Below are 13,909 nucleotides of genomic sequence, written 5' to 3' on the forward strand. Positions count from 1 at the left end.
CACATAGGAGGCTGGCGGCATGCACCGGTACTTCGGGCGCAAAACGCTCATCTACCTGTTGACGTTCATCGTCGCGGTGACGCTCAACTGGCTGATCCCGCGGTTCATGCCCGGGGATCCGGTGCTGCGCATGCTCACCCGCACGTCGGTGTCCAACCCGGAGGCGATCGCGCCCATGCGCGAGTACTACGAGCGCGTCTTCGGGTTGGACGTCCCGCTCTGGCAGCAATACGTGAACTATTGGGTGCAGCTGCTCAAGGGCAACATGGGCGTGAGCGTGTGGCTGTTCCCGACACCGGTCACCGAGGTCATCACGCGGGCCGTTCCCTACACGCTCGCGTTGTTGATACCGGCGATCCTGCTCAGCTGGATCGCCGGCAACAAGGTGGGCGCGCTCGCGGCGCGGCGCAAGTGGCTGGACAACACCGTGCTTCCGGTGGGCTATGTGCTCACGGCCACGCCCTACATGTGGCTGGGCATCCTGCTCGCGTGGAGCCTGGGGATCGTCGGCGGAATCTTCCCCGTGGCGGGCGGATACAGCTTCGAGCTTCGGCCGGAGTGGTCGCTGGCGTTCGTTGGAAACCTGTTCAGCCACTGGTTCCTGCCGTTCCTGTCGCTGTTTCTGGTCGCTTTTGGAGGGTGGGCGATCGGCATGCGAAATCTGATCATCTATGAGCTGGAGGCGGATTACGCCAACTACCTGGAAACGCTTGGGGCGCCGCGCTCTTTGATCAGACGGTACGCATTCCGCAACGCGCTCTTGCCTCAGCTCACCGGGCTGGCGCTGCAGCTGGGCGTCCTGGTGGCCGGGGCGCTCGTCACGGAGATCGTGTTCGCCTATCCGGGCCTGGGTTACCTCATCCTCTCGGCGATCCAGAACCAGGACTTCTTCCTCCTGCAGGGCACGTTCCTGTTCGTGGTGATCGGCGTGCTGCTGGCCAACTTCGTGATCGATGTCATTTACGTGATCGTCGACCCGCGGGTGCGGGTGGGAATGCAGGGCGCGTCATGAGCGAGGGTTTGTCCCGAGTGAATCAGCAGGCATGCCCCGCGAAGCGAAGCGTAGGGAGGCCATGGTGAGAGAGCAGTTCTATTTCGCGTTTCGCAATCGCAAAGTGGTGGGCGGGCTCTCGGTCATTCTCGGGTTGCTCGTGTTGGGGCTGGTGGCTCCGCTGTTCGCCGACTACGGGCCCAATGAGTATGTGGGCCCGCCGGCCGCGCCGCCGTCCGGCGAATTCCTGTTCGGCACCACGACCTTCGGCCAGGACGTGTTCCTCCAGTTCACCACGGGCCTGCGCTCGACCTTCCTGGTGGGAGTGCTCGGCGGCGGGATCGCCGCGCTGATCGGGATGACCATCGGGTTCGTCGCGGGTTACCGGGGCGGGCTGCTCGACGAGGTGCTCAACATGCTGACCAACGTGGTGCTGGTGCTGCCCGCGCTCGCGGTGCTGATCATCCTGCATGCCTATCTGGGCATCAAAAGTATTCCCGCGCAGGCGCTTTTCATCGGGGCGTTCTCGTGGCCGTGGGTGGCGCGGGCGGTGCGAGCGCAGACGCTCTCGTTACGTTCGCGTGAGTTCGTCGACCTGGCAAGGCTTTCCGGGATGGGTACGATGCGCATCATCCGGCGCGAGATCGCGCCCAACATGAGCTCCTATCTGCTGCTCACGTTCATCCTCCTGTTTGGAGGCGCCGTGCTGTTCGCGGCCACACTGGACTTCATCGGGCTCGGGCCGACCGAGTCCGTGTCGTTGGGCCTGATGATGAACAACGCCGTGCACTGGAGCGCCCTCCACTTGGGACTGTGGTGGTGGTTCGTGCCGCCGGGGCTCGGCATCACCGCGATCGTGGGCGCGCTATATGTCACCAATGTCGGGCTGGACGAGGTGTTCAACCCGCGGCTTCGAGAGATGTGAGCGCCGTGAGCCTTCAGGTGGACAACCTGCGCGTGTACTACCGCACGACGCGGGGCGATGTGAAAGCGCTCGACGGGGTCACGTTCGAGGTGGCCGACCGGGAAATCATGGGGCTGGCCGGCGAGTCGGGCTGCGGCAAGTCGACCCTTGCCAAAAGCCTTATCCGGTACGACGGCAGGATGCGCCATGTGAGCGGCAAGGCCCTGCTGGACGGGTTGTCGTTGCCGGGCGGGCGATACACGAAGGTGTCGCTGATCCCGCAGTACGCGATGAGCGCGATGAACCCGACCGTCAAGATTGGACGGTTGATTGCGGACCTCGTGCGGGCGCACGGATGGTCGTATCGTGAGCTGCTGCCCGAGCTGGTGCGCCGGCTCGAACTGGTCGGGCTGTCGGCGGACGTGCTGAACAACTATCCCATCGAGCTGTCGGGCGGGATGAAGCAGCGCGCGGTGATGGTGCTGTCCACTCTGCTCAACCCGTCGCTGCTGATCGCCGACGAGGTGACGTCCGCATTGGACGTGACCAACCAGCGGGCGGTCGCCGAGACGCTGGTGCAGTTCAGGGATCGCGGGTTCGTCACGAGCATGATCGTGGTGACGCACGATATCTCGCTGGTGTACCAGATCGCCGACACGATCCTGGTGATGTATGCGGGCAAGCTCGCCGAGAAGGCTCCAGCCGAGGTGCTCGTGAACGCGCCGAAGCACCCCTACACGCGCTTGCTCATCTCGTCGCTGCCCGAAGTGGGCGTGCGGCACGCGACACGCAAGCTGACAGGGATTCCGGGGCGGCCGCCGCACCTGCTCAACCCGCCGACCGGATGTCGGTTCAGGGATCGGTGCCCGCTCGCGTATGACCGGTGCGCCGAGGAGCCGCCGTTCACGGAGGTCGAGCCGGGCCACTTCGTGGCGTGCTGGAAGGCCATGAGCGAGGGCTCGCCCGGAGAGAATCAGGAGGCGTGCGCCGCGGAGCGCAGCGGAGGGACGCCATGGTGATGCTCGCGCTCGAAGGTGTGACTAAGGTTTATCAGGTCGGCGCGTTCGGGCGGCGCAAGCTCACGGCCGTGAGTGAGGTCAGCTTCGACGTGGGTGAGGGTGAAGTCATCGCGCTGATCGGGGAGAGCGGCAGCGGCAAGTCCACCATCGGGCGCATGGTGCTACGCCTGGCAAGCCCGTCCGGTGGACGAATTCTCTTCGGGGGCAAGGACATCACCGGCATCCGCGAGCATGACTACCGGCGCGAGGTGCAGGGCGTGTTTCAGGACCCGTTCAGCAGCTTCAACCCGATCTTCAGGGCTGACCGGGTACTGCATATGATTAGAGAAGGGTTTTTCCCTCGTCTCAACAATGCGCAGTGGATGTCCAAAGTGGAGGCCGCGCTGGAGTCGGTCAGCCTGGACCCGGCGCAGGTGCTCGGCCGCTATCCGCACCAGCTTTCCGGCGGGCAGATGCAGCGCATGCTCATCGCCCGCGCGCTGCTCCTGGACATCCGGCTGCTGGTGGCCGATGAGCTGATCAGCATGCTCGACGCGTCCACACGGATCGATGTGCTGAATCTTTTGGCCGACTTGAAGCAGCGCGGGCTGGGCATCCTGTTCATCACGCACGATCTGTCGCTCGGGCACTACCTGAGCGATCGCACGGTCATCCTGCGCCGGGGCGAGGTGGTCGAGACCGGACCGACGACCGAGGTCTTCGCCGCGCCGAGCCATGCGTACACGCGGCTCATGCTCGAGTCCGTCCCTCGGCTGCACCAAAAATGGGAGAGCAAATGATCAGGCGGCTTTTGGCGCTCGTGGCGGTGTCGACTCTCGCATTGCTGTCGGGCGCGGCGGCGGTGCAGGCGCATGCCGAGTCCGGCTTCGTGACGCGGCATGGAAAAGACCTGCGGCTCAATGGAAAGACATTTCGATTTGGCGGTACCAATAACTACTACCTGATGTACAAGTCCCCGCTGATGGTCGACGACGTGTTCGCCGACGCCAAGGCGGCCGGCTTCACGGTGCTGCGCACGTGGGGCTTCCTGGACATCGGCAACCAGGACGGGTCAAACTCGGTGCGGGGCAAGGCCGACGGCATCTACTTCCAATACTGGGACGGCGATTCGCCCGCCTACAATGACGGCGCGGATGGCTTGCAGAAGCTGGACTACGTGTTGTATTCGGCGCGGCGGCACGGCGTCAAACTCATCATCCCGCTCACTAATAACTGGAACGACTTCGGCGGCATGGACCAATATGTGCGCTGGGCGGGCGGGCAATACCATGACGACTTCTACACCAATCCCGTGATTCGCGGATGGTATCAGGACTGGATCACGCACGTCCTGACCCGCGTGAACCCGTTGACGGGAGTGGCATACAAGGACGATCCGACGGTGATGGCTTGGGAGCTGGGCAACGAGCCGCGGTGCCTGTCGGCCGGTGCATATCCACGCTCGCCGAACTGCACGACCGCGACGCTGGTGGCCTGGGCCGACCAGATCAGCCGGCACATCAAGTCGGTGGACCCGAACCACCTGGTGGGTGTCGGTGACGAGGGCTTCTTCTGCGACGACCCGGCACACTCGGATTGGACCCGCAACTGTGGGGAGGGTGTGGACACGGTCGCGTTCACGCGGTTGCCTGGGATCGACCTGATGTCGTTCCACATCTACCCCACCTCGTGGGGCAAAGACCTTCCGTGGACTTATGAGTGGATCAAGCGGCACGTGCGGGAGGCCGACCGGATCGGCAAGCCCGTGCTGTGGGGAGAGTTCGGCTGGCTCGACAAGTCGACGAGGAACATTGTCTTCAAGACGTGGACCGACCTGTTCGACCGCGAAGGCGGGGACGGTTGGCTGTACTGGATTCTGAGCGGCGTGCAGGACGACGGCTCGCTGTATCCCGACTACGACGGCTATACGGTCTATTGCCCGTCGCCGGTCTGCACGACCTTGACCAACGCACATCAAGAGTTGGCCGGGCCGCAGCGGTCGCGCCCGCCAGTGGCCGACCACGACTCGGCCGTCGTCGAGTTCGGGCAGTCGGCGACACTCACGCCGCTCGCGAATGACGTGGCATATCGCACGTATCTTCAGCCGTCGACACTGCGGGTATTCGACGCGACCGGCGGCACATTCGACGTGGGTCCAAACGGGACGGTCGCTTTCACGCCTGCTTCGGGCTTCGTGGGTCGGGCAACCGCACACTACACCGTGCGCGATGCGGCCGGGCGGGTGTCCAATGTGGCCAATCTGGTGGTGACCGTGAAGCCGGACCCGACCGCGGCCATCGACATCGCGACATTCGAAAGCGGCACGCAGGAATGGGCGCCGGGCAACTGGCTGCCCGACGCGGGAGTGCTCACGCAGACCGCAGACTTCTCGCCGCAGGGCGACTTCGGTCTGCACCTGGACGTGACGGCCGGGCACTGGTTCGGTGTGTCGTTCGCCGAGCCGCTCGACCTCTCGACGAAGTCGCAGATCGTGTACGACCTGCGCACCGGCGCCAGCGGCACGCCGGTCTCCCTGGCCGTCCAGGTCGGACCGGCGTACACCTGGTGCCAGACACCGTTCCCGTGGATCCAGCCCGACACGACCACCACGATCACGGTCGACCTGTTCACCGACCTGTCCTCATGTGTCGATCAGCTCAATGACGTGAAGGTGCTGTACATCTTCTTCAACCCCGGCTCTTTCGACATCGACCACGTGCGCGCCCTTTAGCGGACACGATGACCGGCAGGTGCCTCGCGCGCACCTGCCGGAGTGCAACGGTTGCCACCATCCCGCTGCCGAACCGCCTACCCCGCGATGCAGGCTGCCCGGATCGAGCCGGTCGAGGCCCTTCGCCGGTAGCGTCACTGCCTGGTGTAGTCCGGGTCGTCGGGGCCCTCGGCGGGGTCGCTCGGGCGGTCCGGCCGCACGGCTTCGCGGTCGCGCGTGTCTTCCCACGGCTCGCCCTCGGCCGGGGGTTCCTTCTCCTGCCACGGCTCGCCCACGCGCTCCACGTCCGGGTCGCCGGCGTCCTCGTCCGTGGGCTGGCGCAGCAGCGCGTCGTCCTCGGCGGGCAGCGACCCATCGCCGGAGCGGAGGTGGCCGGCCTCAAAGTCTTGGCTCGTCATACCCGGACGGTTACCCCGTGGGTGCCCCGCCCAACCCGAGCCCTGTCTGGCGATGCGCCACTACATGGCGGAGAGGTTAAGGATGTTGCCGTCGGGGTCGGTGAACCAGACGGCGCGCATGTTTTCGGTCTTGGCCACGTCACCGTCCCAGACCATGCCCTCGTAGTCGAACGTCAGGAACGTGACGCCCTTCGAGCGCAGCTGCGCCACCTCGGAGTCGAACTTCGACTGGTCGGTCTCGAACGTGACCGCCGTGGCCTGGTTGGTGCCCGCGTAGGAGGACTCGTACACAAACAGGCGTCCCTGCCCGCAGCGGTAGAACAGACCGCCCGGCTCGTCGCCGCCTTCCGGGCGCAGGCCGAGCGTGTCCTCGTAGAACGTGCGCGCCCTGGCCAGGTCGGCCGTGGGCAGCGTGGGTACTGCATTCAGCTCACTAATCATGGTTTTCACGCTACGCCGAGTTGCACGACCGTGTTGGTGCGTCGCGCTTTCTCGGCGGCGAACACGGCAAGATGGCTGTTCAGCGTGGCGGCCGGGCCCGAAAGGACGAGGTTGCGGTCGCCGGTGGCGACGGCCCCGATGAACGCGTCCATCAGGCCCGCGTCACCGCCGCCGTGGCCGTCCGCCGCAGAGGAGCCGCCCGCTGTGGTGTCGATGATTTCCGTGTGGTTGGTGAGAAAGTCGAACACCTTGATGGTCTGCCCGTCGCCTTCGAGCGCTCCCGCGGTACCAAATAGACGGGTTTTTCTATGTTCACTGTCGGTGAATGCGGTCATCGTGAACGTGGCGGTCGCGCCGTCGGCGAATTCGAGCAGGACCACCTGGTGGTCGACGACATCGTTGTCACACGCGTAGACGCACCGGCCGTATGGGCCCTCGCGCAGGGCCTGGTGCAGGGCTTCCGGCGTGAAGTCGTCGATGACGACATCGAGTGGCCAGTAGTGGCGGCCATCGCGCAACCGTGAGCCGTAGAACCGCACGGCCGAGAACGCGCACGTCGACTCGACGCGCGGCGGGCAGTCCAGACAGCGCCCGGCCGCATCCGGCGGGCGGTTCTCCGGCGTGAAATGCGTGAGCGAGCCGAAACTCGACACCCGCGCGATCGGCTGCCCCACAATGTGCTGGAGCCAATCGATGTCGTGGCACGACTTGGCCATGAGCATGAAGCTCGACTCGTCCTCGCGCCGCCAGTTGCCCCGCACAAACGAATGCGCCTGATGCCAGTAGCCGACCGGCTCAAGATGTTGCGCGGAAACGATTCTGCCCAGCCGCCCACTGTCCACAATGGACCTCACCGCACGCGTGTAGGGCGTATAACGCAACACGTGCCCCACGGCGAGGATGACATCGTTGGACAAGGCCGCCGCCACCATCTCGCGGCACTCGGATTCCGTTGGTGCCAACGGTTTTTCCACCATGATGTGGTATCCCTGGGCGGCGAACGCCAGCACCGGGTCGCGATGCATGGCGTCCTGCGTCGCGACGATCACGCAGTCGGCGATGCGCCCCCGGGCAGCCAGGTCCTTCCAATCGGTGAACACATGCTCGACGCCGGCCGGCCGCCTGCGCGGGTTGGGATCGGCCACCGCCACGACCCGCGCCCGATCCGGGTGCGCCCCGATCCACTCCGCGTAGCCCCTGCCCCTGATGCCCGCACCCACCACCGCCACCGTGACCGCCACGGCCGGTAGTCTGGCACACGAGATGACTACCTCCACAACCCCCACCATGGGCGCGCTCGGCCGTGCGGGCGCCGCCGTCAGTGTCGCCTCGGCAGTGGCCAACCTGCTCGGATATCTGGTGCCGCTGCTCGCGGCGCGAACCATGGAGGCGGCCGACGTCGGCGCCGTGGCCTCCATCATGGCGATCCTCTCCATCGTCGCGGTGCCGGGCCTGGGCCTGCAGATCGCGATCGCCGTCGCCGTCGCCAAGCACGGCGCGGTCGACCGGATCGGCCGGCTCACGACCGTGGTCGCCGCCCTGACCGTGCTCCCGCTGCTGCCGCTGACGCCCGTGCTGGCGAGCGCGCTGAGCCTGCCGTGGCAGGCGGTCCCCCTGACCGCGCTGATCGCCGGGCTGGTCATCGTGGGGTTCGGCCGGATCGGTGTGCTGCAGGGCAACCTGAAGTTCGGCGGAGTTGCCGTCGGGCTCGCGCTGATCGGCCTGGCCCGCACGGGTGGCATCATCATCGGGCTGATCGCCGGGATGAGCCTGACCAACATGCTCCTGCTCGGTGTCGTCATCGCGGCGCTGGCGATCGCCCCGCTGCTGCGGCTGACGGCCCCGTCAGCGCCGACTCCCGGGCTGATCCGGGCCGTGTGGGCGGCCACGAGCGCGACGCTGGCCTTCTTCCTGCTGTCATATGCGGATTTGATCGCGGCGCGCTATCTGCTGACGGGGCAGGCATCGGGTGAATATGCGGTGCTGTCCGTGCTCACCAAGGGCGCGATCTGGGCACCGCAGATGTTCGCCATCGTGGCCCTGCCGTTCTTCGCCCGCAACGTGCGCGGTTCTCGCCTCCTGGCCGGGGGCGGGGTGGCAGCCGTCGGCGGGATCCTCGTGGTGGCCAGTGTCCTGTTTGGACCGCTGGCGCTGCGGCTGGCGGGCGGCCCGGCATACGAGCACCTGGCCGGCTACGCGCCCTGGTTCGCGGCCATCGGCTCGGTTTACGCGCTGGTCCTCGTGCTCACCAACTCGCAGCTGGCCAGCGGCGCGACCGCGCCGGCCGCGCCGCTGTGGGTGGGATTCATCGCGTTCGTGGCGGGCGTGCTGTTCGTGGCACCGGCGACCATCACCGGCATCGTGAGCACGGCCCTCATCGTCGCGACGCTCGTGCTCGCCGCGACGATGGTCCTCATGAACCGGGCTAGGGCCGCAGCTCCTGCTCAGCCCGTGCCGCCGCAGTAAGGATCGCTTGGCGCTGGGCGCGGGTGTGACGGCCCGTGCTCAGCCATTGCGCGGTCACCTCCTCGACCCGCCGCACGAACAGGCCGTGGTTGGCGAACGGGGCGGCGTCCCAGATGCGGTCGAGCACGGTGAACCCCTGGTCGTCGGGGGTCGCATCGTTGGGCACGCCCGCGGTGATGGAGCCGAACACGACCTCGGGTTCATCGCGCTTGAAGTAGCAGTGCTGGGGCTGCGTGTCGCCGAGGTAGAGCGGCCGCACGGTGTGGGTGCCGATCGTGAAATGGCTGGGCTGCCCGGTCGGTGTGGCCGCACGCGACAGGTCGCCGTCGAGCTTGAGGTGCCGATACAACGACAGCCGCACGAACCGGCGGTCCGGTGGGCTGCCGATCGGCGCGCCGAGCACCGGCAGCAGCACCGGCCCGTGGAACAGCGACTGGACCGACGGGTCGTCGAGCGCCCGTTCCACCCGCAGGGGGAACGGCATCGCGATTTCGACGGTGTCGCCGGTGTGCCAATCCCGGTGGAGGGTGAGATAGCTGCCGGGGATGGCGTCGGCCTCCTGGTCCAAGCCGTTGATTTTTATCCGGTACCCGTGTGAGGCCCACGCCGGCACGCGGAGTTTGAGGGTCAGCGGCCCGCTTGCGCCGGTGAACGTCAGCGTGCTCGACTCGCTGCGCGGAAAGTCCGTCGCCTGCTCGATGGTCAAGCCCCGCTCGGGCCACGACAGCGTGGAGGCGAGGTAGAGGTTGACCCAAAGCGTCGAGCCGTCGGCGGAACGGAAGTAGACCGTCTCCTGGTGTTTGGTGTGGTTCTCCAGACCGGTGCCGCCGCAGCAGGTGCCCGTGTTGCCGTAGCCGCGGTCGGCTCCCGCGAACACCGGCAGGAAGTAGGTGACCTGCGGGGAGGTCGCGCTGTTGGCGTCCTGCCGGGAGCCCAGGATGTGGTTGGTCAGCCCGCGCTCGTAATAGTCCATATAGGACGGATCGGGGTCGTGGAAGAACAGGTTGCGGGCCAGCTTGAGCAGGTTATAGGTGGTGCACGACTCCGCGCCGGTGCCCGTGATCGTGACCGTCTGCGTGCCCGAAACGTACTGGCCGCCAAGCAGATTGCGGGCGATGTCGCGCCGCGGTTGGAACAGCTCCGAGTTGTTGTTGCCCGCCGCGCCTGGCGTCAAGGGAAGGAACTGCGATCCGGTACCGCCGTGGGCGTACATCCGCTCGGGGATGATCATTCGATAGAAGTTGGCCGCGGCCAGGTGGTAGTCGGCCTCGCCGGTCTGCTCGAAAATCCGGAGATAGCCGGTGAACTGCGGCACGTGCGTGTTGGCGTGGAGCACGGCCGGGCGGCGCCGCCCCGGGCGGGTCTGCGCGGTGGTCACGAGGATGTCGCGATTGCGCACGCAGGCGTCGAACAGGGACTCCCGGTTGTCGAACAGCTTCGCGGTGCGCAGGTGCTTCTCGTCGCCGGTGAGCGCGTAAATCTCGGGGAACACCTCGTTCGCGCCGCCGAACTCGCCCCCGATATACAGATCCCACATGTAGTTCAGGTCATCGCGGGTGATCGGCCCCGGATAGTCGGGGTGGTTCATGTCGCCGAGGGTGAGCGCGAGGTGCGCCCAGTCGGCCATCTTCACGACCACGTCGAAGGCGAGTTGGTTGCCGGTGAGGGTGTAGGCGTCGAGCAGCCCGCGCATGATCTTGTGCTGCGTGTACCACGGTGCCCACGTGTTGGTGTCGGGGTTGCCGCCATACACGGCAAAACGGGGCGGGCCGAGGCGAAGCACGGCATCCTCGGGATAGGCGCCCAGATAACCGGGGTGGGTCGGGATCCAGCCGGCGGCACCACCGGACTGGACCGGCACGATGCCCGCGCCCCGGTTGTTGCCCGAGGAATCGGTGGCCGCCGTGCCACCCTGCTCGTCGAAGCGGTACCACGCGATGTTGCCGCCGCCGGTCGTGCCCTCGGGCGATTCGAGCAGCGAGGCCACCTCGGCCGGGGTGAGGGCCCGGTTGAACACGTGGAACTCGTCGACCGCGGCGTTCAGGGCCGGGTCGTTGTATTGGGAGCGGCCGACCCAGTTGTTGCCCGGCCCGATCTGCGCCGGAGTGAGCGTGATGCCGGTGTTGTTGGCCGCGACCTGCCCGTTGAGGTAAACCGTGCCGGTGCCCGCCGAGAGCGTCACCGCGACGTGGGTCCACTGGTTGAGCGGAAGCTGCCCCGGCACGTTGATGCGCTGCTCGCCCTGCGAACCGCTGGTGGTGATGGCGAAACGCGGCCCGGACCCCGCATTGACGGTCAGGAACATGTTGGCCGCGGTGCCCGTGCCGAAATCGAAGATGCGGCTCCACTGGGTCGTTGCCGCCGGGTTGACCCACGCGGCGATGGTGAAGTCCGATAGCTGGGCACCGACCTCCTGCGGCAGCCGGACGTGGTTGGCCGTGCTGGGCCCGTTGAGCCGCAACGCGTTGCCGAACCTGCCGGCGACCCGGCCGATCGGCGGCGGCGTGCTTGGGCCGCCCCCGCCGCCACCGCTCTCCATGCGCGCGGTGATCGCCTCCTGGCACGCGGCGAGCTCCGCGACCATGAAGTCCAGCTTGTCCTGGAAGACCTGCTCGCCGGTGCTCGCGTGGCTTTGCGCCAGCAGGGTCAGGTAGTGCCCCGCGTAATGTCCGCTGAGCAGGCCACCGTCCTCCCAGCCGCCGGGTGGGGTGACCCCCGGTGGATTCGGCCGGCCAGCCTGGTTGTTGAACAGCACGAGGAACCGGCGATGGTCGTACTGACGGGCGAAATTGAGCATCCGGTCCCGCTTCTCCAGGAACAGCCCGGCGCCCAATCTCACGTCCTGCAACGGAAACGGCAGGATCGCCGTGTTGCTGCCCGCGCCCACATAGGGCGGAAGAGATGCTTCTGCTGCTTGTCCCGGCACCCGCGCAAGGGTATCGGTCGCCGCCGCAGCGGCCGCGCCCGCAGCGGAGGCGCGAAGGAAGTCACGTCGTTTCATCGGGTTCTCCAGCGCACCATGCCCAAGATCTTTCTTGTTCGTGGGGAGTGCGGTGCGGGCCCGGTCCGTACCACGGGGGTTTAGATAGAGATCGATCTAACGCGAAGCGTATGCCTCTTCCTGGCCTTCGACAAGTGCCCCGACCGATGCTGCCTTCGCGGCTTGGGAGTTCATCAGGGGTTCGCTCTGCACGAGCCCGCGACGAGTTGGCGCCTTCGCGCTGAGCGTGGCGTTCAAGCGGCTGCGCGGCACGCGGCCCAGCGACCACCGCCGCCCGGAACCAGCGTGGCGGGCCGGATGAAGGCCGGGTCGCCTGAATGGGCCCTGTTGAGGGTCCCGGCGACCCGGGCCATACCGGTCAACTGACCTCGATCGGCACCTCGTAGACCTCGGCGGTCGGATGTCCGGCCCGCTCGTGCACCCGCATGACGGCCTCTTTGCTCGGCCCGTGGGAGATGCACCAGGCCTTGCCGGACACCGGATCCAGCCACGCCCGCTCGAAGTGCACCCCTTCTTCGCCTTCAATCCGAAGGTCGGCATCGTGGGCGGCCTGCAGGTCCTGCGCCGTCGCCCCCACGAAGCCCTCGTGAACGTCCATGAACGTCGGCATCGCTGCCCCCCAAAAGAGATCTGCTCAAGGCATAGCTGTCCACCCCTGAGCATCCCGCACTCAGCCGCACTCAGCAGTAGAAATAGACTGATAATGATGGATTCGGCCTGTTAAGACACCTACGCCGGGCGGGACGGATCGCCGCCGCCTGGGCTGCCACCTGTGCAACCGCGGGGATAGTGGCCGTTTGACCGGGCGCGCGAGTGGCGTGGGCTGGCCATGATGGGGCACGTGGCTGTGTTTCGGTGGATCGGGCAGGGGTTGAAGATCGTGGCCAACTCGCCGCGGTCGTTGATCACCTGCTATTTGAGCATGATTGTGATTTTTGGGCTACTTTACTGGTACTTCGAAGATAATCCGCCTGAAAAAGACGTGAACCTCGGCGACGCGGTGTGGTGGGCGGTGGTGACCGCGTCGACGGTGGGTTATGGGGACACGTATCCGAGCACGTGGCAGGGGCGGGTCCTGGCCGGTGTGCTGATCTCGGTGATGGTGCTGCTGGTGATCCCGCTGATCACCGCGCATTTCGCCAGCAAGCTGATCGTCGACAACGACGCGTTCAAGCATGAGGAGCAGGAGGAGATCAAGACGAGCCTGCGCGAGATCCGCGGGCTATTGCAGCGGCTGGCCGAACACCCGGCGGGTGAGCAGCGTCCCGCCCGCGACCGCCGCGGGCATGACCAGGATCGTGCCGAGCGGGATGAGGAAGCACAGGAAGACCGCCACGCCGAACCCTAGCGCAACCGGACGGTGCTGGCGCAGCATCCGCCGACGGTCGCGCAGGCGCAGGCCGCGCCGGTAGAACGGGATCCCGACCAGCTCGACCGCCAGGAACCAGCCGCCGACCGCGCCGCCCAGGATGGGCCCGATGATCTGGCCGACGACCGGGATCAGGCCGAGCAGCAGCAGCGGGATCGCGATGAGCAGGGTGAGCAGCACAAGGCGCAGCGAGTCGACGATGCTGCGGGGCAGCGATCGCCACCAGGGCGTGTCGACCGCGCCCGGCACGCCACCGAGCCGGTCCTCGACCATCTCCGAGATCTTCTCGTAGAACGGGTCGCCGATCAGCAGCGTGATCGCCGTGAAGGACACCAGCGTGAGCAGGACCGCTACGCCCGCGATCGCGACGCCTGTGACGATTTCGACAGTGGCGCGCCAGAATGCCGACTCCCAATCCTGCGCGTACCAGGTCGCCGCGTCGACCACGTCGCCGTAGAACGTGATCAGCAATGTGTACAGACCGGTGAACAGCAGCACGCTCAGCACCGCAGGGATCATCCCGAGCAGGATCAGCCGCGGGCTGCGGCCCACCGCCCGCATGCCCTGGCCGAGCAACTTGACGCCCGCGAAGAACTCCCTCATGGAGGAG

At 66.6% G+C, this 13,909-nt stretch carries 12 protein-coding genes and 1 pseudogene; 7 read left to right on the top strand and 6 right to left on the bottom strand.

From position 1 onward, the window contains the following. The first annotated feature begins 19 nt into the window (after positions 1-19). The 5 genes from DM816_RS00845 to DM816_RS00865 all read left to right on the top strand — a co-directional run bounded on the left by DM816_RS00845 (position 20) and on the right by DM816_RS00865 (position 5,624). Entirely contained in the window at positions 20-1,012 is a 993-nt protein-coding gene (locus DM816_RS00845; protein WP_117208080.1) for an ABC transporter permease, read from the top strand. Between the two features lie 61 nt (positions 1,013-1,073). After that, positions 1,074-1,916 carry an ABC transporter permease gene (locus tag DM816_RS00850; protein WP_211588494.1) on the top strand — a complete coding sequence of 281 codons (843 nt, stop codon included), beginning with the start codon at positions 1,074-1,076 and terminating at the stop codon, positions 1,914-1,916. 5 nt (positions 1,917-1,921) lie between these two features. Then, positions 1,922-2,914: an ABC transporter ATP-binding protein gene (locus DM816_RS00855; protein ID WP_117208103.1), complete on the top strand. Its 993-nt coding sequence runs from the start codon at positions 1,922-1,924 to the stop codon at positions 2,912-2,914. A 17-nt stretch (positions 2,915-2,931) separates the two neighbouring features. Continuing rightward, on the top strand, positions 2,932-3,693 hold the full coding sequence (locus tag DM816_RS00860) for an ABC transporter ATP-binding protein (RefSeq protein WP_211588495.1): 762 nt from the start codon (positions 2,932-2,934) through the stop codon (positions 3,691-3,693). After that, on the top strand, positions 3,690-5,624 hold the full coding sequence (locus DM816_RS00865) for a cellulase family glycosylhydrolase (RefSeq protein WP_162906968.1): 1,935 nt from the start codon (positions 3,690-3,692) through the stop codon (positions 5,622-5,624). The genes DM816_RS00860 and DM816_RS00865 overlap by 4 nt, the downstream gene beginning before the upstream one ends. Before the next feature lie 134 nt (positions 5,625-5,758). On the opposite strand, the gene DM816_RS00870 is transcribed toward DM816_RS00865, so the two are convergent. The 3 genes from DM816_RS00870 to DM816_RS00880 are packed head-to-tail and all read right to left on the bottom strand — an operon-like array spanning position 5,759 to position 7,704. Further along, positions 5,759-6,022 (bottom strand): hypothetical protein, encoded by a 264-nt coding sequence (locus DM816_RS00870; RefSeq protein ID WP_117208083.1) that lies wholly within the window; start codon positions 6,020-6,022, stop codon positions 5,759-5,761. A 60-nt stretch (positions 6,023-6,082) separates the two neighbouring features. Then, positions 6,083-6,463: a VOC family protein gene (locus tag DM816_RS00875; RefSeq protein ID WP_117208084.1), complete on the bottom strand. Its 381-nt coding sequence runs from the start codon at positions 6,461-6,463 to the stop codon at positions 6,083-6,085. A 5-nt stretch (positions 6,464-6,468) separates the two neighbouring features. Further along, positions 6,469-7,704: a Gfo/Idh/MocA family protein gene (locus DM816_RS00880; RefSeq protein ID WP_246001395.1), complete on the bottom strand. Its 1,236-nt coding sequence runs from the start codon at positions 7,702-7,704 to the stop codon at positions 6,469-6,471. A gap of 22 nt (positions 7,705-7,726) precedes the next feature. Here DM816_RS00880 and DM816_RS00885 point away from each other — a divergent pair, with 22 nt between their 5' ends. Beyond that, positions 7,727-8,929, top strand: coding sequence for a polysaccharide biosynthesis protein (locus DM816_RS00885; protein ID WP_162906969.1), 1,203 nt, complete (start codon positions 7,727-7,729; stop codon positions 8,927-8,929). On the opposite strand, the gene DM816_RS00890 is transcribed toward DM816_RS00885, so the two are convergent. Continuing rightward, on the bottom strand, positions 8,889-11,930 hold the full coding sequence (locus DM816_RS00890; RefSeq protein WP_117208086.1) for a beta-L-arabinofuranosidase domain-containing protein: 3,042 nt from the start codon (positions 11,928-11,930) through the stop codon (positions 8,889-8,891). The genes DM816_RS00885 and DM816_RS00890 overlap by 41 nt on opposite strands. Before the next feature lie 358 nt (positions 11,931-12,288). Next, positions 12,289-12,540: an SCO4226 family nickel-binding protein gene (locus DM816_RS00895; protein WP_117208087.1), complete on the bottom strand. Its 252-nt coding sequence runs from the start codon at positions 12,538-12,540 to the stop codon at positions 12,289-12,291. Between the two features lie 222 nt (positions 12,541-12,762). On the opposite strand from DM816_RS00895, the pseudogene DM816_RS45110 reads away from it, so the two are divergent. Beyond that, a pseudogene (locus tag DM816_RS45110) lies at positions 12,763-13,056 on the top strand (potassium channel family protein); the annotation flags it as partial. A gap of 96 nt (positions 13,057-13,152) precedes the next feature. On the opposite strand, the gene DM816_RS00905 reads toward DM816_RS45110, so the two are convergent. Further along, the gene (locus tag DM816_RS00905) at positions 13,153-13,902 is read right to left on the bottom strand and encodes an EI24 domain-containing protein (protein WP_246001397.1); all 750 of its coding nucleotides are present in this window, start codon (positions 13,900-13,902) and stop codon (positions 13,153-13,155) included. Between the last annotated feature and the right edge of the window lie 7 nt (positions 13,903-13,909).

The organism is Allorhizocola rhizosphaerae (genome assembly GCF_003426775.1).
Classification (GTDB): domain Bacteria; phylum Actinomycetota; class Actinomycetes; order Mycobacteriales; family Micromonosporaceae; genus Allorhizocola; species Allorhizocola rhizosphaerae.

What these genes read in the sequence shown, in the direction of transcription:
- DM816_RS00890 (WP_117208086.1), bottom strand. Translation starts at nt 11,930, where the DNA reads ATGAAACGACGTGACTTCCTTCGCGCCTCCGCTGCGGGCGCGGCCGCT.
- DM816_RS00875 (WP_117208084.1), bottom strand. Translation starts at nt 6,463, where the DNA reads ATGATTAGTGAGCTGAATGCAGTACCCACGCTGCCCACGGCCGACCTG.
- DM816_RS00845 (WP_117208080.1), top strand. Translation starts at nt 20, where the DNA reads ATGCACCGGTACTTCGGGCGCAAAACGCTCATCTACCTGTTGACGTTC.
- DM816_RS00895 (WP_117208087.1), bottom strand. Translation starts at nt 12,540, where the DNA reads ATGCCGACGTTCATGGACGTTCACGAGGGCTTCGTGGGGGCGACGGCG.
- DM816_RS00885 (WP_162906969.1), top strand. Translation starts at nt 7,727, where the DNA reads ATGACTACCTCCACAACCCCCACCATGGGCGCGCTCGGCCGTGCGGGC.
- DM816_RS00870 (WP_117208083.1), bottom strand. Translation starts at nt 6,022, where the DNA reads ATGACGAGCCAAGACTTTGAGGCCGGCCACCTCCGCTCCGGCGATGGG.
- DM816_RS00850 (WP_211588494.1), top strand. Translation starts at nt 1,074, where the DNA reads ATGGTGAGAGAGCAGTTCTATTTCGCGTTTCGCAATCGCAAAGTGGTG.
- DM816_RS00905 (WP_246001397.1), bottom strand. Translation starts at nt 13,902, where the DNA reads ATGAGGGAGTTCTTCGCGGGCGTCAAGTTGCTCGGCCAGGGCATGCGG.
- DM816_RS00865 (WP_162906968.1), top strand. Translation starts at nt 3,690, where the DNA reads ATGATCAGGCGGCTTTTGGCGCTCGTGGCGGTGTCGACTCTCGCATTG.